The following is an 18,224-nucleotide window of genomic DNA, read 5'->3' on the forward strand; positions in this document are numbered from 1 at the left end:
CGGCTCAGGAATGCGCAAAGATGTCCTCTTCCTCCCAGCCCTGGAGGTCGAGCAGGGCGCGGGTCGGCAGGAACTCGAAACAGGCCTTGGCCAGCTGGGTGCGGCCCTCCCGGACCAGCATCGCGTCGAGCCGCTCGCGCAAGGCATGCAGGTGCAGCACGTCGGAGGCGGCATAAGCGAGCTGCGGCTCGGTCAGGCTGTCGGACCCCCAATCGCTGGATTGCTGCTGCTTGGAGAGGTCGACATTGAGCACCTCGCGCACGAGGTCCTTGAGGCCGTGGCGATCGGTATAGGTGCGAGCAAGGCGGGAGGCGATCTTGGTGCAGTAGATCGGCCCGGTCATCACACCGAAGCTCTGGTACAGCACAGCGACGTCGAAGCGGGCGAAATGGAAGATTTTCGTGACGCCGGGGTTGGCCAGCAGCGCCTTCAGGTTCGGCGCATCGGTGTGCCCCTTGGGGATCTGCACCACGTCGGCGCTGCCGTCGCCGGGCGAAAGCTGGACCACGCAGAGCCGGTCGCGGTGCGGGTTCAACCCCATGGTCTCGGTATCGATGGCCACCGCCCCGGTGTAGCGGGAGAGGTCAGGCAGGTCGCCGCGATGCAGGCGTACGGTCATGGCGTTTCAAACCTTCAGTCGAATCGGTCGCGTCGGTATCATAAGCTCTTCGGATGGTCCGCGATTTAGCCCTTGGGGGGGACCTGCGCAAGCAGCGATGGCTCAGATCGCCGCCAGCATGATGCAGACCATCGCCGCAACCGTGGTGCGGCTGGCACCGTCGCGGAAGGCGTAAATGATGGGGTCGTCAGGCATCTCGCGGCGATGCGCGATCATCAGGGCCCGGCCGAACCAGTAGAGCAGCAGCGGCGCGAGCAGCCACAGCATCCATGGGCGGCTGTAGAGCGGCGTCACCGCCGAGGACGAGACGTAGAGCGCAAACACCGTCACCGCATTCATCGCGCTCGCCGCCGCCATCGCTGCGATGATGTGGAGGTCGCTGATGCGGTAGTCGCGGTTGGCAGGAGCGGCGAGGCCTTCGCCCTGGCGCAGGCTGAGCTCGCTGAAGCGCTTGATCAACGCGAGCGAGGTGAACACGAACAGCGAGAACACCATCAGCCATTCCGACAGCATCACGCCGGCCGCGACCGCGCCGGCGACGATGCGCAGGCAATAGAGGCCGGCGAGCGTGACGACGTCGACCAGCATCTTGCGCTTGAGCACCAGCGAATAGGCGATGGTGGTGACGAGATAGGCGACGAGCACGCCGAGGAACGTCAAGGAGATGCAAAGACTGGCCCCGAAGGCGAACAGCCACAGCACGGGGATCGCCGACAGCGCCGACGAGATCGGCAACGTCCCCGCGGCCAGCGCGCGGTGGCGCTTGGTCGGATGCTGGCGATCGGCGGCGAGATCGAGCAGATCGTTCATCAGATAGGCGCCCGACGCACAGGCCGAGAACGCCAGGAATGCCAGCAACGTGGCGCCGAGTGTCGCGATGTTCACCTGATGCGCGGTGAGAACGGGCACGAACACCAGCGTGTTCTTGGCGTATTGATAGAGGCGCAGCGCCTTCGCCCAGGTGCGAAGACTGGCGCAAGCACGATTGACGTGGTCGATGCGCTCGACCGCAGCGCGCTCGAACGGCAGATTGTCGCCGGCCGCAAGATCAGCAGGGGTCACGACCCCGTCGAAGCCGAGATGCGCCGAGATGCCGGCGGCCTGATCGGGGAAGCGGCCCGCGACAAGAAAGATCTTGGCGCCCCGCGCCCGCGCTGCCAGCGCCCGGTTCAGCACATCTTCGTCATAGGGCAGATGGGCGTAGTCGAGCTTCGCGCCTGACAGAACCTCCGTGAGTACAGCCATGCCCGGGCGTCCGCGCGCGCCGAAGCGCGCCAGCATCCGGGCGGGGCTGGAGAACAGCGCCTCCATCGGCAATTCCGAGCGCAGCAGGGCGCCTTCGAGATCGATGACGAGGATACGGGCCGGCGCGGGCGTCGCCTGCGACGCGGCCGCACTCCGATCGTACTGCCGGGCAGGTTGCTCCATCCGAAACGCTCTGACTTACCGCGACACGACCGGCCCAAGGGCTGGGGATGCCGGAAAAGGACGGCCGCGAGCCTAGGCGGCATTGGCTAAGGGCGGCTTAACCCTGCCGGCAAAGGCGACCGCGCCGCCAGCTGTTGCAGGGATCCCACAACCCGGCGCCCGCTTGAATATACCAGCGGAACATGAGGCCCGCCGTGGTGGTAATCGGCGGCGCGCACCCCATGTGAGCCCAGCTTTCCCACCACACCCTCAGGGTATCATGACAGACCAGACGCTCGCCGCGCCGATCGACGATCAGCAGGAACGCCAGCGCGGCTTTACGCGCTACCAATCGCTTCTCGTGGCGCTGCTCGCGTTCGCGCAGTTCACCATCATTCTCGACTTCATCATCATGTCGCCGCTCGGCGCCATCATGATGCCCTCGCTCGACATCACGGCCGGGCAATTCGGCGTCGCAGTGTCGGCCTACGCGTTCAGCGCAGGATTGTCGGGCATCCTGGCCGCCGGCTTTGCCGATCGCTTCGATCGCAAGCGCCTGCTGCTGTTCTTCTATGTCGGCTTCACGCTCGGCACCGCGCTCTGCGCATTCGCCCAAACTTACCACGTGCTGCTGCTCGGCCGCATCGTGACCGGCTTGTTCGGCGGCGTGATCGGCTCGATCGTGCTCGCAATCGTCACCGACCTCTTCGCATTGCACTTGCGCGGCCGCGTGATGGGATTCGTCCAGACCGCCTTCGCGGCGAGCCAGGTGCTCGGCGTGCCGGCGGGGCTGTTTCTCGCCAACCACTGGAGCTGGCATGTCTGCTTCTTTGCCATCGTCGGCCTGTCGATCCTGGCGATCGCCATCATCGCCTTCGCCATGGAGCCGGTCGACGCGCATCTGAAGCTGAAGCAGGACCGAAACCCGTTCCACCATCTGGTCGCCACCATCTTCGAACCGCGCTACACGCTGGCTTTCTCGGTCACGACATTGCTGGCGACCGGCGGGTACATGCTGATGCCGTTCTCCAGCGCCTTCACCGTGAACAATGTCGGCATCGACATCGTGCATCTGCCGACGATCTATCTGGTTTCCGGCCTGTTCAGCATCGTCACGGGCCCGATGGTCGGCCGCGCCAGCGACGCCTTCGGCAAATACCCGACCTTCGTGTTCGGCTGCGTGATGACCGTCGTGATGGTCCTGATCTACACCCATCTCGGCCATGTCTCGCTGGTGACCGCGATCGCCGTCAACGTGCTGCTGTTCGTCGGTATCTTCTCGCGCATGATCCCGTCGCAGGCGCTGATGTCGGCGATCCCCGACCTGAGCCAGCGCGGCTCGTTCAGCGCGGTCAGCGCCTCGCTGCAGCAACTCTCCGGCGGCCTCGGCTCGGTGCTTGCGGCCGCCATCATCTCGCAGCAACCCAACGGTTCGCTGCTCCATTTCGAGCGGATCGGCTACGTCGTCGTCACGACCAATGTTATCACGCTGGTCGCGATGTATTTCGTGCAGAAGGGGGTGGCGGAGAAGGCGGGGAAGCGGGTGGTGTGAGAGGCTGACAGAGCCGATTTGGCCGGCTCAGATATCCTGACGGCGGCGACCGTGGGATCGCCGCCCGGTGGCCCACACCGTTGCGCTCCATTTGGCGTGCAAATTCCTCGTCACGACGACGTCGCTGGTCCGCCAAGCCCCTCTCTCATTGCAGGGCCGAGAAGCTCGTTGGGCTCATGAAGGAGTTCGAGATATTCGCGAGGATTGGCCCGTCGGCCTCCGAGGCAGCGGCGACCTCCTGCCATTCGGGGTCCGTCACGAAGGCATTCCAGAGGCGCTCCCGCTCGGCGAGCGAGCTCCAGACGAGAATATAGACGAGCTCAAGGTGTGACGGTCCGACGGTGGTCCGCCAAAAGCCAAGCTGGCGAATGCCCAACCGCTGCCAAATCTGCAGTGTCCGCGTCTCAAAGCGCTTGAGCAATGCCGGCATCCGGTCCGGCAGGGTGCGGTAGGTGCGCAACTCGTAGATCATCTGTCATCCTCGCTTGGCTTAACCCTTGTCCGAGTTACGCCTGTTACGAGTGGCATATTTGCCAAACTTGTCGTATTTCCTGCCAATGCTCACACCGGCGTCGGCAAGCCCTCGGCATATTGTCTTTCTGGCCTTTCAGGGCTTCCAAGTGCTCGATCTCGCCGGCCCGATGCAGGTGTTCCTTTCGGCGAGCGAACATGCGCGGGATTCCGCAACAGGGCTGCCGATCGATTACCGGGTCTCGGTCGTGTCATCGGGTCCCACCAGGGTACAGGGCTCCTTGTCACTGGCGATCGATGCCGAGGCTCTGCCATCTGCGTTGAAGCCCGGAACGACGGTTATGGTGGTTGGAGGAAAGGGTGTCGAAGCGGCGTCGCACGATCCCCTTCTGATCGGCTGGTTGCGGACCCACAAGGACGAGGCGGAGCGGATCTGCTCCGTTTGCAACGGTGCGCTCGTGCTTGCGCGGGCCGGGTTGCTTGCGGGCAAACGAGCGACAACGCATTGGGTCGATTGCGACAAGCTCCAACGGAACTTCCGCGATGTCACGGTCGATCGCGATGCCATCTATGTGCGTGACGGCAAGATCTGGAGTTCCGCGGGCGTCAGCGCCGGCATCGACCTCGCCCTCGCGCTCGTCGCTGACGACCACGGCGAAGCAGCCGCCGCAGTCACGGCCAAGTGGATGGTGCTCTAGGTCAAGCGACCAGGCAGCCAGTCGCAATACAGCGAATTCATCGAAACCATTGACCATGACAGGGCGGCAGCCTTTGCGGAGCTTCATCAGTGGATCTTGGCCAATCTCAGCCGTGACCTACGCGTCCCTGAGCTTGCGGCTCAGGCGGGCATGAGCGAGCGAACATTCGCACGCAAATATCGAACGCTGATCGGTGTGCCGCCCGCCGAGACGGTCAAACGGCTTCGCGCCGACACGGCACGTCACCATCTTCGGACCTCGACTTTGCCGCTCAAGACGGTTGCGGCCAAATGCGGCTTCGGGTCAGTCGAGCAGATGAACCGGGTTCATCTGAAATTCTACGGTCTGACCTCGCGTACATTGCGCGACATCGGATAGTCGAGCTCCTAGCACGGCTGCCATGCGCGTCGATCGCTGGCGCTCGCATTTAGGTCCGGTGACAGCCGGGGCTATCTGACGTGAGTGTTCCGTCCAACTGCATCAGTGCCGTGTCCGGGTTGCACAGAAGCGAAGGTTGCGTGACCTTGTTCATGATCTGACGCCCGGCTTGCTGGAAGATTTCCTTTAACACTCCTCCCGACACAACGGTCAGGTCGGCGTCCGTCAGTTCCTGATACGACGGTTGGGTCATTTCCTTTCTCCTTCTTCACTGGGGCTTGCCGTGCCACTGCACACCGCCGTCCGAAGAAACCGACCAAACACCGTTCACACCGCCGAGGCTGCCCGGCCACGTCACAGCCATACCGCCGTTGCTTTTCGTTCCCCAAGCGATAGCTCCGGTGTGTCCTGACGTGCCGTAACTACCTGACCCTCCCACAACGTCATCGAGACGGTCGAGGGACAGTTCATCAGTGCTTGACATCGCGCGCATGATTTTCTTTCCATCCGAAAGTCATCCCGCCCCATCGGGTTGATGCCGCACCTTTAGCTGAGAGCTGGTTGAGATGACTGTGAGTAGAGTCACGCAGCAGCCCGTCCCGCAAAGCTGCCATCTCGCCTGTAAGTCGCCGACGCTACGTTCTGCGACCATCTAGTTTTGGACCACTGCTGCGGGGTGTCAGTTGCTGATCTGCGCCAATCGGCGCTGCACTCCAGCAGCTCTCGGGCGGGCTCGGTTCGGTGCTGGCAGCCGCGATCATCTGTGCAGAAATAGATGCGAAGCGGGCTGGGAGGAGCGTGGCGTGAGGACAAGACCCTCTCGACGGAGATCCCCGGGGATTGCCGTCCCGCTAACTCCGATGATTGGAAATAGCTCGATTTGGGGACCAAACCCCGAAAAATGGTGCCCAGGAAAGGACTCGAACCTTCACGGCCGTTAAGCCACTGGCACCTGAAGCCAGCGCGTCTACCAATTCCACCACCTGGGCATGCCGTTTGGGGCACGGAGGCGGTTACTACGGTTCGGTGACGCCGTTGTCAATTCATGGTTCGGGATGCCGATTGCGCATTGCAAACCGGCCCGGTAGAAGCCTGATATTACGCAGTCTTCCCGCAGGAAAAGCTCTCATGGCATCGAATCTGGAAACTCTCGTCACGGTTTTCGGCGGATCGGGGTTTTTGGGCCGGAATGTCGTCCGCGCGCTGTGCCGGCGGGACTACCGGATCAGGGTCGCGGTGCGCCGGCCGGAACTGGCCGGCTATCTCCAGCCTTCTGGGAAAGTCGGCCAGGTCCACACCGTGCAGGCCAATCTGCGCTATCCGGCCTCGGTCGAGGCGGCGGTGCGTGATTCGCAGGTCGTGATCAATCTGGTCGGCATCCTCTCCGAGAGCGGCGCCCAGACCTTCGACGCCGTCCAGGCCAAGGGCGCCGAGACCGTCGCCAAAGCGGCGGCCGCCGTGGGCGCCAGCCTGATCCATGTCTCGGCGCTCGGCGCCGATGCCGAATCGCCGTCGCGCTATGCCAAGGCCAAGGCGGCCGGCGAGGCGGCGGTGAGCGCAGCAGTGCCGTCGGCCACGATTGTCCGCCCCTCGGTGATGTTCGGTCCCGAGGACCAGTTCACCAACCGCTTTGCGGCGCTGGCGCGGATCTCGCCGGTGCTGCCGCTGATCGGCGGCGCGACCAAGATGCAGCCCGTCTATGTCGGCGACGTTGCCACCGCGATTGCCGACGCCGTCGACGGCAAGGCCAAGGCGGGTGCGACCTACGAGCTCGGCGGTCCCGAGGTGCTGACGATGCGCGAGATCATCGAGGCCATCGTCGCGATCGCCGACCGCAAGCCGACGCTCGTGCCCTTGTCGTTTGGCCTTGCGCGCCTCAAGGCGGCCGTCCTGCAATTCGCGCCGGGTACCTTCAAGCTGACGCCGGACCAGGTCACGCTGCTCGAGCGCGACAATGTCGTGTCGGAAGCCGCGAAGGCCGCGGGGCTGACGCTGGAAGGCCTCGGCATCACGGCGGATTCGCTGGAAGCGATCGCCCCGCAATATCTCTGGCGTTTCCGCCCGCAGGGCCAGTTCCAGCGCATGGGCGTGTGAGGACCAGCTCTCTCCGTCGTCATGGCCGGGACAAGCCGGGCTTGACCCGGCCATCCACGTCTTACTTCGCGGCATCAAGAACGTGGATGCCCGGCACAAGGCCGGGCATGACGAGTTTGTTGGACGAGCCGGGCCAAAGAGCAGATCGCCGTCGCGGCTCGCAGCAGCCTCAAAACTTCAGCTTCTTGAACACCGCCTCGGGCAGCGTCTTGATGATCAGCATCACGAGACGCCAGATGCCACTGACATAGACGATATCGGCCTTCTTCTCGACGGCGTTCAATATCGCCTTACCCACGACCGGCGGGTCGACGGTCAACGGGCCGATGAGCTTCATACCCTCAGTCATTTTCGTGCGGACGAAGCCGGGCTTCACCGTGACGACGTGCACGCCGCTGCGGCTGCAACGGGCGCGCAGGCCCGAGAGGAAGGCGGAGAAACCGGCCTTGGCCGAACCGTAGACATAGTTCGAGGCGCGGCCGCGATCGCCGGCGACCGAGGACACGCCCACGATGGTGCCATTGCCGCGAGCTAAAAACTTTTCGGCGAACAGGCCGAGGATCAGCGATGGCCCTTCATAGTTCGAGCGCATGATCGTGGTGGCGTGCGCAAGATCGCTCTCGGCATTTTGCTGCACACCCAGAAGGCCGACGGTCGAGATGACGACGTCAGGCAGCGCGGGAAGGCTTGCGACGAAGCCGTCGAACGAAGCGGCGTCGAGCACATCGAATTTGAAGAGACCGACTTCGATATTGTAGCGCGCGCGCAGATCTGCGGCGTCAGGCTCGAGCGCCGCGACGTCGCGGCCGGCGAGACCGACATCGTACCCCGCCTTGGCAAAGGCGCGCGCCGCGGCGCGACCAATGTCGGAGGAGCCACCGAGCACCAGAACTGACATGCGTGATGTCACGGCTTGACCTCATCGAACAGGCGTTGTGAAAGCTTGGAGCGGATGTTGCCGGCGGGATCGAGCGCTTTGCGGATCGCCTTGAAGCGCGACAGCGCGGGGTAGCCGGCCTCGAACGTCGCACGCGACTGCCGCGCGTCCTTGGCGAGATAGAGCCGGCCGCCGGCGGCGACGACGAGACGATCGACCTCGTCGAGGAAATCGAGGATGTCGCCCTTGACCGGGAAATCCAGCGCCAGCGTGTAGCCGGGCAGCGGAAACGACAGCAGGCCGTCGCCATGCCCGAGCTTTTTCAGCACCGCGAGGAACGACGCATCGCCGCGCTTGGAGACGCGATCGAGGATATCGCCGAGCACGCCGCGCGCGCCGGCTTCCGGGATCACGCATTGATGCTGGAGGAAGCCGCGCCGGCCATAGATGCGATTCCAGTCGGCGAGGCTGTCGAGCGGAAAGAAATAGGGATAGAGCGAGACCAGATGGTCGCTGCCTGCACGTCGCGCGCCCATGCGGTAATAGAGCTCGTTGAAGGCGCGGATGGTCACGCGATTGAGCGCCATCGCGGGCAGGTCGACCGGCACGGCGAGCCCAGGCTTCTTGCCAACGGGAAAGCGATCGGCGCCTTCAGCAAGCTCGTCGGCGCTTGCGTGCTCACCGAGATAGATCAGCGAGCGCCCGAGATCGCGCCCGCGCGCCACGCAATCGATCCACGCCACCGAATAGGTCGCAGACTCGCTCGCCTGGAGCGCGCGCATCGCGGCATCGAGATCGGAAGCGGAAACCACCTGCTCGCGGATCCAGCCGGTCTCGACGGTGCGCAGCCGCATCGTGGCTTCGAGGATCACGCCGGTGAGGCCCATGCCGCCCACGGTCGCGAAGAAGGCATCGGGATTTTGCTCGCGCGAGACTTCGATGGTCTCGCCTGCACCCGTGTGCAGCAGGATGCTGTCGACATAGCGGCCGAAACCGCCTTCGCCATGATGGTTCTTGCCGTGCACGTCGGCGGCGATGGCACCGCCCACCGACACGAACCGCGTACCGGGCAGGACGAACGGCAGGAAGCCGCGCGGGCCAAAAGCGTCGATCAGGTCGGACAGCAGCACGCCGGCCTCGAGGCGGATGCGGCCCGTTGCCGGATCGAACGATCTGACCCGGTCGAACCCTGTCATGCCGATGGTCCTGGCGGCACCGATCGCGGCATCGCCATAGGCACGGCCATTGCCCCGCGCCACCGAGCCGGCGACGATGGCGTCGGCCACCGCCTCGAACGAGCGCGGCCTCAGCACTTCGGTATCGACGACCGGGAAGCGCCCCCAGCCGCTGACAGTCGTCATCGTTCAGCTCCACCTGCGGGCCACCCCGCTCCCGGAAACTGACTAGCGGCGAAAAGCTGATATTGCGTTGAGGCCCGTCGGCAAGTTGCCGAGACGTTAATGGCCCAGCGCCAGCGCGATCAGGCCGAGGGTGCCGACGATGACGCGCCACCAGGCGAACACCACGAAGCCGTGGCGGGTGACGTATTCCAAGAACGACTTCACCACGATGATCGCGGTGACGAACGACACCACGAAGCCGATCGCGACGATGCCCATGTGGTCCATCGTCATCTCGGCGCGGCTCTTGTAGAAATCGTAGGCGAACGCACCGATCATGGTCGGGATGGCGAGGAAAAACGAGAACTCCGCCGCCGCGCGCTTGTCGGCGCCCAGAAACATCGCGGCGACGATGCTGGCACCGGAACGCGACACGCCCGGAATCATCGCAACGCACTGCGCGATGCCGATATAGAGGTACATCAGCAGCGGAAATCGCGTGGCGTCATACTCGCGCGCCTTGAGCTCGAGCCTGTCGACCCACAACAGGATGGCGCCGCCGACGATCAGCGAGAAGCACACGACCCAGGGATTGAACAGCAGGCTCTTGATATACTTGCCGGCGAGGAGGCCGACGACGACAGCCGGCAGGAATGCCACCAGCACGCCGATCACGAAACGGCGCGCATAGGCATCGCCCGTGAACATGCCGATCGCGACGTCCCATAGCTTCTTGAAGTACAGCACGACGATCGCGAGAATGGCGCCGAGCTGGATCAGGACGGTAAACGAATCCCAGAATGCGCCCTCGCCGAGGCCGAAAAAGCGCTCCGCAAGCAGCAGGTGGCCGGTCGAGGACACGGGAAGGAACTCGGTCACACCCTCGATGATGCCGAGGATCACTGCCCGTACGGTATCTGACATATTTACGGTCCATTTCCGCTGGAAAAGCGGGGCTCTTCTCGCCTATTCGCCTCTCGCTCGCAATCGCAAAATGCGCTATCGCGCCTTTGCCGCGCGGTTTTGAAAGACTAGTGTGGCGCCGCACAAACATTGATGGATTCTTAAGCACCATCAAATAGTCAAAGGCTTCATGTTTACGCTGTTTCATCATCCGTTCTGTCCACATTCGCGCTTCATTCGCCTGATCGGGGGCGAATACGGGCTCGAGCTGAAACTGGTCGAAGAACGCAGCTGGGAACGGCGCGAGGCATTTCTGCTGCTCAATGCGGCCGGCACCACGCCTGTTCTGCTGGACGACGAGCAGCCGCCGGTCCCGAGTGCGGCCATCATCGCCGAATACATCGACGAAGCCTATGGCGCCGGGATGGGACCCAAGCGCCTGATGCCGGAAACGATCGGTGAGCGCGTCGAGGTGCGCCGGCTGATGACCTGGTTCAACGAAAAGTTCTTCGAGGAAGTCTCGCATCCGCTCGTGACCGAGCGCATCTACAAGCGCTTCATGAGCGAGGAGAATGGCGGCGGCCCGCCCTCGGCGGACGTGATGCGCGCCGCCAAGGCCAATGTGCGCTATCATCTGGCCTATATCGGCTGGCTGGCGCAGACGCGCAACTTCCTCGCCGGCGACCGGCTCACTTACGCGGATCTCGCCGCCGCGGCGCATCTTTCGGCGATCGACTATCTGGGCGACGTGCCATGGAGCGAGGACGACGCGGCAAAGGCGTGGTACGCGCGGGTGAAATCCCGCCCGTCGTTCCGCCCGCTGCTGAGCGAATGGCTGGCGGGCGTGCCGGCGTCGCGGACCTACGTGGACCTGGATTTCTGAACTCCGATCCGACTGAACTGAAGGCGGCGCTGGCGCGCGAGGCGCGCGCGCTCGGCTTCGACTGCATTGGCGTCACCGAGCCCGGCACGATCGACGAGGCCGGCGCGAACTTCCTCGAATTCATCGCCTCGGGCGGCCATGGCGACATGGACTGGCTCGCCAACCAGCCGGAGCGCCGCGTCGATCCGCGCGGGCTGTGGGCGGCCGTGCGCAGCGTCATCATGCTCGGCGTCAATTACGGACCCGACCAGGATCCGCTCGCTATCCTGCAACGGCGCACGCGTGGCGCGATCTCGGTCTATGCGAGGGGCGACGACTATCACGACGTCATCAAGAAGCGGCTGAAGGCACTGGCGCGCTGGCTGGTTGCGACAGCGCCGAGCGAAGTGAAGGTGTTCGTCGACACGGCAGCGGTGATGGAGAAGCCGCTGGCACAGACCGCACATCTGGGCTGGCAGGGCAAGCACACCAATCTCGTTTCGCGCGAATTCGGCTCATGGCTGTTCCTCGGCGCGATCTACACCACGCTCGAGCTGCCGCGCGATCCCGGCGAGATCGATCATTGCGGCTCGTGCCGGGCCTGTCTCGAGATCTGCCCGACCGCGGCATTTCCCGCACCGTACAAGCTCGATGCGCGGCGCTGCATCTCCTATCTCACCATCGAGAACAAGGGGCCGATCCCGCAGCAATTTCGCAAGGCTATCGGCAACCGCATCTATGGCTGCGATGATTGCCTCGCCGCGTGTCCCTGGAACAAGTTTGCGCAGGAGGGACGCGAAGCCAAACTCGCTGCGCGTGAGGAATTGCGCGCGCCTGGTCTGGCCGAACTTTCGCGACTCGACGATGCCGCATTTCGCGCGCTGTTCACGAAGTCACCCGTGAAGCGGATTGGCCGGGAGCGCTTTGTGCGGAATGTGCTGATCGCGATCGGCAATTCCGGCGAGGCCGCACTGGCGGAGGAAGCGCGGCGATTGCTTGACGATGCGAGCCCGCTGGTGCGCGGGGCTGCGGTGTGGGCGCTCGGGCAGTTGGTGGAGCGGGAAGAGTTTGAGGTGATGAGGTCTGCAGCGGCGAGCAACGAGGCCGACGACAGCGTGCGCGAGGAGTGGCGAGCCGCTTCCTAGCCCACCCCTGTCATTCCCCGCGAAGGCGGGGAATCAAGCACGCCGCGGCCTCTCGGCTCAATCATGACTGTCTCGGAGTACTGGATCGCCCGATCAAGTCGGGCGATGACACCGTTGTTGTGGCCATGGTGCGTCCACTTCACCACCTTGATTTCCTCACCCATTCCCGCAAAGTCGCGCATATGACAACAAGCATCCCCTTCTTCACCCGCGACGGCGATACATTCCATCCGACGGAAGTGGCCAATGGCCCGTGGGATCCGAAATCGCTGCACGGTCGCGTCATCATCGGCCTGCTCGGCTTTGTCATCGAGGAGCGCCATTCGGGCCCGGAATTCGTGCCGGCGCGGCTGACAGTCGACATGTTTCGGCTGCCGACCATCGACAAGCCGATCCAAGTGACGACGCGGCTGGTGCGCGACGGCCTGCGCATCCGCGTTGTGGAAGCCGAGTTTGTCTCCGGCGGGGTCAGCATGGCGCGTGCTTCGTGCCAACTATTGCGGCGGACGCAAAATCCTGACGGCAATGTCTGGTCGCCGCCGAACTGGGACGTGCCGAAGCCATCAGAGATTCCGAAGCCGACCGATCCGAGGCTCGGCATGCACGGCAAATGGACGACGCGGCCCATCGTCGGCCATATGGGCTCGCTCGGGCCGCGGCGACTTTGGATGAGCGAGGTGCGCGAGCTCGTTGCAGGCGTGCGGATGACGCCGTTCGTCCACGTCGCCACAGGTGCCGATTTCGCGAGCCCATTTGCCAATGCCGGCGACAAGGGGCTCGGCTATATCAACAGCGACGTGACGATCTATCTGCACCGATTGCCGGTGACGAACTGGATCGGTTTCGACGTGGTCAACCATCAGGCCACTGATGGCGTCGCGATCGGCGAATGCTGGCTTTACGACGAGCAGGGCCCGATCGGCACCGCGACGGTCGCCGCGCTGGCGCAACGCAAGCCGATGGCGAAGCCACCGCCGCCCTAGTTGGAATCACAGACAACAGCAGTTTGCGCTCCCTCTCCCCTCGATGTCCCACGGAAATCCGTGGCCGTGCGACAAACCAGTCGTCGATCATCGCTCGCGCAAGGGGAGAAGGAAGAAAAAATCATACGATCTCCGCCACTGCGGCAAGAATGCGCGTGATGTCTTGCGGACGGGACAGGCGATGGTCGCCGTCCTGGATCAGCGTGAGCACGACGTCGTCAGCCGGCAGGCGATGCGTCAGCGCAAATGCATGCTGCCACGGGACGTCGGGGTCCTGGGCACCTTGCAGGATGCGGATGGGGCAACCGAGATCGATGGCGCTGCCGAGCACGAGATGGTTGCGACCCTCCTCGATGAGCTTGCGTGTGATCGGATACGGCGTGCCGTCGCCATATTCGGATGGCCTGAGCCAAAAGCCCTTGGTTTCGATTTCCTTCTTCACCGCGGGCGAGAAGGTCTTCCACATCAGCTCTTCCGTGAAGTCGGGCGCCGGCGCGATCAGCACGAGGCCCGCGAGCGAGGCCTTGGCTTGCGCTTTCTCCCGACGGTTCCTGATCTCGCGCGCCAGCAGCAGCGCCATCCAGCCGCCCATGGAGGAGCCGATCAGGATTTGCGGACCGGTGCAGAACCGCTCGAACACCGCGACGCTGTCCTCGAGCCAGCTGCCGATGGTTCCGTCGGCGAATTCGCCGCTGGATTCACCATGCCCGGAATAGTCGAACCTGACGGCGGCACGCCCATGTTCTGCGGCCCAGGCATCCAGCGCCACCGCCTTGCCGCCCTGCATGTCCGACTTGAAGCCGCCGAGCCAGACCACGCCGGGACCTTGACCAGATCCTTGGCCAGTGCGGTGGCGCACCGCGATCCTGCGCGCGGACGCGCCCTCACCCACCTCGATGAAGTCGAGCACGGCATCGGGAATTGCTGTGGTCATGGAACGTTTACTCCGGCTGTGCGGTTTGAGCTGTTCGGGCGTGTTCGCGAAGCAACCCAATATTGCTATTGTCCCTTTGGGACGCTTGCGGAACAGGGGCAGGCTGTCTATGTCGTGCACCGTGCCGAAAAGCGTGGCCAAAATGCCTCGCATTTGACGGTTTTTCGCTGCTCGCAACAGCGACTTGCTTGCCGGCATCAGCATCTTCCTGCAAAATAGCCGCTTCCTTTCACAATGTTGGAGAACCACCCATTCGCCGTCCCAATAGAGCCCCGCCCGTTGCCAGCAAAGATGGGCCGCGCATCAATGATGATATTCGCAACGCGCAGATCCAGCTGATTGATCAGGCCGGTGAGAACAAAGGCACCGTCGAGACCATGCTTGCCATCAAGATGGCCCAGGAAGCCGGCATGGATCTGGTTGAGATTTCGCCAAATGTCAGCCCTCCCGTCTGCAAGATCATGGACTACGGGAAGTACAAGTATTCCGCCCAGAAGAAAGCCGCCGAGGCCCGCAAGCGTCAGAAGACGGTCGAGATCAAGGAGATCAAGCTCCGCCCGATGATCGACGACCACGACTACGACGTGAAGATGCGGGCGATGCTGCGGTTCTTCGAAGAAGGCGACAAGGTCAAGATCACCCTGCGCTATCGCGGCCGCGAAATGGCGCACCAGGAAATCGGCACCAAGCTGCTGGACAAGATCAAGACCGACGTCGCCGAGCTCGCCAAGGTCGAGCAGGACGCCCGGTTCGAAGGCCGTCAGGTCGTCATGGTGCTGGCGCCGCGCTGAGCGCAGCTTTTCAACGCTGAGAATTCAACGGCCCGTCCGGATTGTCCGGCGGGCCGTTTTGTTTTTGCGAAGGTGCAGCCGCGAACTCCTCTTCACTCTCCCCAACCCACCCCCCGCAACCGGGGCAGGGAGCGCACCGCCGTTTCGGCTGCGCTTACGTCCTTGTCGCCTGCCAGGTGCCGCTGCATTGATCGCCGGAGATGACCCCTCTCCAGTATCCGGCCCCGGCTGCGCCGCCGAGACGGCCGCCGCCGGCGGCATGGGAGGCGCCGACCGACACCGCGACCGCGACGGCGCCCCCGCGGTTGACCGTGCCGGAAACCCGGCCGCCGCCGGCCGAGGACACGCGGCTGCCCGTGACCGTGAAGGGGACGCTATACCCCGAGCCGCAGGCGCCACGGGTGGTGGCGAAAGTGACATTCCAGACGCCGTCATAACCGGCGATGCGGGCATCGGCCGTGGGTAACTCCAAATAGTCGGCGCGGCGGTTCCCGCGGTTCATCGTTGCCATCCGGCGTTTCCTCTGTCATAAGCCCAGCCTTCATCGCCCGGCTGATTAAGGGCTGCCGTGGCGGTGTTTCGTGCGGGTTTCGCGCTTGTTCGCAAAACCTGAGCACAATCAACGCTCTAACGAGCATTTTTGACGGCCAGCCGCCTTTGCGGGCGGAATTCTGTGGCCATTAGGAGAGCCAAATGCCCAAGCTGAAGACCAAATCGGGCGCTAAAAAGCGCTTCAAGGTGACTGCCACCGGCAAAGTGATGTTCGCCCATCGCAGCAAGCGTCACGGCATGATCAAGCGGACGAAGAAGCAGATCCGTCAGCTTCGCGGCACCGCTGTGCTGTTCAAGACCGACGGCGACAACGTCAAGAAGTACTTCTTGCCGAACGCCTGATCGCGTCCAAGATCGAAGATCATTGCCATCTGCGCCGCGTTTTGCGCGGCGATCCGAAAAACCAAGTCATCTCTGAAGGATTTCGTCATGTCTCGCGTCAAACGCGGTGTGACCGCCCACGCCAAGCACAAGAAAGTCTACAAGGCCGCCAAGGGCTTCTACGGCCGCCGCAAGAACACCATCCGCGCCGCCAAGCCGGCCGTCGAGAAGGCCCAGCAGTACGCCTTCCGCGACCGCAAGCGTAAGAAGCGCACCTTCCGCGCGCTCTGGATCCAGCGTCTCAACGCGGCTGTCCGTCCGTTCGGCCTGACCTACAGCCGATTTATCGACGGTCTCGCCAAGTCGGGCATCACCGTGGACCGCAAGGTGCTCTCGGATCTCGCGATCCACGAGCCCGCGTCGTTCCAGCTGATCGCCGAGAAGGCCAAGGCCGCTCTCGCGGCCTGATAGGGCCCGCGCTAGCGGGCGTTCGCGCCCGCAGCCTTCAGCGCGCGTTGCGAGTAACGCTGGGCCACCTCCGCCCGGCAGAATGCCGTGAACGAGAGATACATGGTGCCGGACTTGTTCCGGTACTTGATGTCGCATGCGTGCATCTCGCCTTTGTACGCCTGTGTCTGCGCAGCACTGAGGCCAGGCTTGAAGTCCGCCTCGCATGTCTTTTCGACGGCGGCGCCGAGCTGAACATCGCCGCTCGCGCTCAGTTCGCAATCCCTGAAGACCTTCATCGCGCTTTCGCAGCCCTTCTGGGCGCTGATGGTGTCCGCGACCTCGTCCGGCGTCATGGATTTGTCCATGCAGACCATGGCGCGCGCAGGCGTGCCGGCGAGGGACAGAACGATGGCCAGAGCAGCCAGGTAGCATTTCGAAAGCATTGGAAAGGTCTCCTCTTGCTCCTCCTTGGTGCCGGGTCCCCGCGCGAGGTTCAACCCAGCTGGTCCAGAGGCGAATTGACCGGCTTTTTGCTTGACGTTACGGCCTTCGGGCGGCGACAACCCAGCCGAATTTGGAGCTAAGGATTAGACTGTGTCCGACCTCGCAACGCTCGAAACATCCATCCTCGACCAGATCGCCGCCGCAGGCGACGAAGCCGCGCTCGAAGCGGTCCGCGTCGCAGCCCTCGGCAAGAAAGGCTCGATCTCGGCGCTGCTCGCAACCCTCGGCAAGATGTCGCCCGACGAGCGCAAGACGCAAGGCGCGGCGATCAACCAGGCCAAGGACAAGGTCACCGAGGCGCTCGCCGCACGCCGCGACGTACTGAAGTCCGCCGCGCTCGATGCGCGGCTCGCGTCCGAGACCGTCGACGTCACGCTGCCCTTACGCGATGCGCAGGCCGAGGCCGGCCGCATCCATCCGCTCAGCCAGGTCTGGGACGAGTTGACCACCATCTTCGCCGACATGGGTTTCTCGGTCGCCGAAGGTCCAGACATCGAGACCGATGACTACAACTTCACCAAGCTGAATTTCCCGGAAGGTCATCCGGCGCGCGAGATGCACGACACGTTCTTCTTCCATCCGAAGGAGGACGGCTCGCGCATGCTGTTGCGCACTCACACCTCGCCGGTGCAGGTGCGCACCATGCTGACCCGGAAGCCGCCGATCCGCGTGATCTGCCCGGGCCGCACCTATCGCATCGATTCGGACGCGACCCACACGCCGCAATTCCACCAGGTCGAAGGCCTCGTCATCGACAAGGGTTCGCATCTCGGCCACCTCAAATGGATCCTGCACGAGTTCTGCAAGGCGTTCTTCGAGGTCGACCACCTCAACATGCGCTTCCGCCCGTCGTTCTTCCCGTTCACCGAGCCGTCGCTGGAAGTCGACCTGCAGTGCCGCCGCGACAAAAACGAGATCCGCTTCGGCGAAGGCGAGGACTGGATGGAGATCCTCGGCTGCGGCATGGTGCATCCGAACGTGCTGCGCGCCTGCGGCATCGATCCCGACGTGTACCAGGGCTTCGCCTGGGGCATGGGCATCGACCGCATCGCCATGCTGAAATACGGCATCGCCGATCTGCGCCAGCTGTTCGACAGCGACGTCCGCTGGCTGAGCCACTACGGCTTCAGGCCGCTGGAAGTGCCGACGCTGGCTGGGGGACTGAGCTCGTGATGCTCGCCCTCACGAACACTCTCTCCGTTCCCTCCCCGGAGACAACCCTCTCCCTGACCCTCCCCCGCAAGGGGGGGAGGCGGCGGATGGAGCGTCCCCGTGGCGCTTGCTTCGTCGGGACCTATTCTCCATCGACCCGACAGGTCGAACCCCCTCCCCCGCTTGCGGGG

At 63.8% G+C, this 18,224-nt stretch carries 21 protein-coding genes and 1 tRNA gene; 11 read left to right on the forward strand and 11 right to left on the reverse strand.

Features of this window, described 5'->3' with window-relative positions:
* Positions 1-4: 4 nt before the first annotated feature.
* Together BM222_RS35980 and BM222_RS35985 are read right to left on the reverse strand one after the other, a co-directional pair.
* Positions 5-619, reverse strand: a complete 615-nt coding sequence (locus BM222_RS35980; protein ID WP_092239350.1) for a ribonuclease D — start codon at positions 617-619, stop codon at positions 5-7.
* 102 nt (positions 620-721) lie between these two features.
* The gene (locus tag BM222_RS35985) at positions 722-2,047 is read right to left on the reverse strand and encodes a UbiA family prenyltransferase (RefSeq protein ID WP_092239352.1); all 1,326 of its coding nucleotides are present in this window, start codon (positions 2,045-2,047) and stop codon (positions 722-724) included.
* A gap of 259 nt (positions 2,048-2,306) precedes the next feature.
* Here BM222_RS35985 and BM222_RS35990 point away from each other — a divergent pair, with 259 nt between their 5' ends.
* Positions 2,307-3,578: an MFS transporter gene (locus tag BM222_RS35990; protein ID WP_092239354.1), complete on the forward strand. Its 1,272-nt coding sequence runs from the start codon at positions 2,307-2,309 to the stop codon at positions 3,576-3,578.
* Between the two features lie 145 nt (positions 3,579-3,723).
* Here the strand turns inward: BM222_RS35990 and BM222_RS35995 are convergent, their stop codons facing one another.
* Positions 3,724-4,050, reverse strand: coding sequence for an NIPSNAP family protein (locus tag BM222_RS35995; protein WP_092239356.1), 327 nt, complete (start codon positions 4,048-4,050; stop codon positions 3,724-3,726).
* A gap of 85 nt (positions 4,051-4,135) precedes the next feature.
* On the opposite strand from BM222_RS35995, the gene BM222_RS36000 reads away from it, so the two are divergent.
* Positions 4,136-4,747 (forward strand): AraC family transcriptional regulator, encoded by a 612-nt coding sequence (locus BM222_RS36000; protein WP_092239358.1) that lies wholly within the window; start codon positions 4,136-4,138, stop codon positions 4,745-4,747.
* A gap of 96 nt (positions 4,748-4,843) precedes the next feature.
* A complete protein-coding gene (locus BM222_RS36005; RefSeq protein WP_283810287.1) occupies positions 4,844-5,125 on the forward strand; it encodes a helix-turn-helix domain-containing protein in 282 nt (93 codons plus the stop codon).
* Between the two features lie 49 nt (positions 5,126-5,174).
* Here the strand turns inward: BM222_RS36005 and BM222_RS36010 are convergent, their stop codons facing one another.
* Together BM222_RS36010 and BM222_RS36015 are read right to left on the reverse strand one after the other, a co-directional pair.
* The gene (locus tag BM222_RS36010; protein WP_092239362.1) at positions 5,175-5,378 is read right to left on the reverse strand and encodes a hypothetical protein; all 204 of its coding nucleotides are present in this window, start codon (positions 5,376-5,378) and stop codon (positions 5,175-5,177) included.
* Positions 5,379-6,027: 649 nt separating this feature from the next.
* Positions 6,028-6,114, reverse strand: a tRNA-Leu gene (locus tag BM222_RS36015).
* 139 nt (positions 6,115-6,253) lie between these two features.
* Here BM222_RS36015 and BM222_RS36020 point away from each other — a divergent pair.
* Positions 6,254-7,219: a complex I NDUFA9 subunit family protein gene (locus tag BM222_RS36020; RefSeq protein ID WP_092239364.1), complete on the forward strand. Its 966-nt coding sequence runs from the start codon at positions 6,254-6,256 to the stop codon at positions 7,217-7,219.
* Positions 7,220-7,388: 169 nt separating this feature from the next.
* Here BM222_RS36020 and BM222_RS36025 read toward each other — a convergent pair whose 3' ends face one another.
* The 3 genes from BM222_RS36025 to BM222_RS36035 form a co-directional block, all read right to left on the reverse strand.
* Positions 7,389-8,129 carry an SDR family oxidoreductase gene (locus BM222_RS36025; protein ID WP_092239365.1) on the reverse strand — a complete coding sequence of 247 codons (741 nt, stop codon included), beginning with the start codon at positions 8,127-8,129 and terminating at the stop codon, positions 7,389-7,391.
* Positions 8,126-9,457, reverse strand: coding sequence for an FAD-binding oxidoreductase (locus BM222_RS36030; protein ID WP_092239367.1), 1,332 nt, complete (start codon positions 9,455-9,457; stop codon positions 8,126-8,128). The genes BM222_RS36025 and BM222_RS36030 overlap by 4 nt, the downstream gene beginning before the upstream one ends.
* Positions 9,458-9,553: 96 nt before the next feature.
* Positions 9,554-10,360: an undecaprenyl-diphosphate phosphatase gene (locus BM222_RS36035; protein WP_092239369.1), complete on the reverse strand. Its 807-nt coding sequence runs from the start codon at positions 10,358-10,360 to the stop codon at positions 9,554-9,556.
* 169 nt (positions 10,361-10,529) lie between these two features.
* Here BM222_RS36035 and BM222_RS36040 point away from each other — a divergent pair, with 169 nt between their 5' ends.
* From BM222_RS36040 to BM222_RS36055, 3 genes are all read left to right on the forward strand, one after another.
* Positions 10,530-11,222 carry a glutathione S-transferase family protein gene (locus tag BM222_RS36040; RefSeq protein ID WP_092239371.1) on the forward strand — a complete coding sequence of 231 codons (693 nt, stop codon included), beginning with the start codon at positions 10,530-10,532 and terminating at the stop codon, positions 11,220-11,222.
* Positions 11,171-12,346 (forward strand): tRNA epoxyqueuosine(34) reductase QueG, encoded by a 1,176-nt coding sequence (queG, locus tag BM222_RS36045; RefSeq protein ID WP_092239373.1) that lies wholly within the window; start codon positions 11,171-11,173, stop codon positions 12,344-12,346. The genes BM222_RS36040 and queG overlap by 52 nt, the downstream gene beginning before the upstream one ends.
* 182 nt (positions 12,347-12,528) lie before the next feature.
* Positions 12,529-13,329 carry an acyl-CoA thioesterase domain-containing protein gene (locus BM222_RS36055; RefSeq protein WP_092239377.1) on the forward strand — a complete coding sequence of 267 codons (801 nt, stop codon included), beginning with the start codon at positions 12,529-12,531 and terminating at the stop codon, positions 13,327-13,329.
* Between the two features lie 121 nt (positions 13,330-13,450).
* Here the strand turns inward: BM222_RS36055 and BM222_RS36060 are convergent, their stop codons facing one another.
* Positions 13,451-14,263 (reverse strand): alpha/beta hydrolase, encoded by an 813-nt coding sequence (locus BM222_RS36060; protein ID WP_092239379.1) that lies wholly within the window; start codon positions 14,261-14,263, stop codon positions 13,451-13,453.
* A gap of 251 nt (positions 14,264-14,514) precedes the next feature.
* Between BM222_RS36060 and infC the strand changes: the two genes are divergently transcribed.
* Complete coding sequence (gene infC / locus BM222_RS36065; protein ID WP_092239402.1) at positions 14,515-15,054, forward strand: translation initiation factor IF-3; 540 nt, start codon at positions 14,515-14,517, stop codon at positions 15,052-15,054.
* 154 nt (positions 15,055-15,208) lie between these two features.
* Here infC and BM222_RS36070 read toward each other — a convergent pair whose 3' ends face one another.
* Entirely contained in the window at positions 15,209-15,565 is a 357-nt protein-coding gene (locus tag BM222_RS36070) for a hypothetical protein (protein WP_502690997.1), read from the reverse strand.
* 182 nt (positions 15,566-15,747) lie between these two features.
* Here BM222_RS36070 and rpmI point away from each other — a divergent pair, with 182 nt between their 5' ends.
* Both rpmI and rplT read left to right on the forward strand, forming a co-directional pair.
* Positions 15,748-15,948 (forward strand): 50S ribosomal protein L35, encoded by a 201-nt coding sequence (gene rpmI, locus BM222_RS36075; protein ID WP_007598540.1) that lies wholly within the window; start codon positions 15,748-15,750, stop codon positions 15,946-15,948.
* Positions 15,949-16,035: 87 nt separating this feature from the next.
* Entirely contained in the window at positions 16,036-16,395 is a 360-nt protein-coding gene (gene rplT / locus BM222_RS36080) for a 50S ribosomal protein L20 (protein WP_092239381.1), read from the forward strand.
* Positions 16,396-16,406: 11 nt separating this feature from the next.
* Here the strand turns inward: rplT and BM222_RS36085 are convergent, their stop codons facing one another.
* Positions 16,407-16,820: a hypothetical protein gene (locus BM222_RS36085; protein WP_092239406.1), complete on the reverse strand. Its 414-nt coding sequence runs from the start codon at positions 16,818-16,820 to the stop codon at positions 16,407-16,409.
* Between the two features lie 151 nt (positions 16,821-16,971).
* On the opposite strand from BM222_RS36085, the gene pheS reads away from it, so the two are divergent.
* A complete protein-coding gene (gene pheS / locus BM222_RS36090) occupies positions 16,972-18,054 on the forward strand; it encodes a phenylalanine--tRNA ligase subunit alpha (RefSeq protein ID WP_092239383.1) in 1,083 nt (360 codons plus the stop codon).
* Positions 18,055-18,224 lie beyond the last annotated feature (170 nt).

This window comes from Bradyrhizobium sp. Gha, assembly GCF_900113735.1.
Lineage (GTDB): Bacteria > Pseudomonadota > Alphaproteobacteria > Rhizobiales > Xanthobacteraceae > Bradyrhizobium.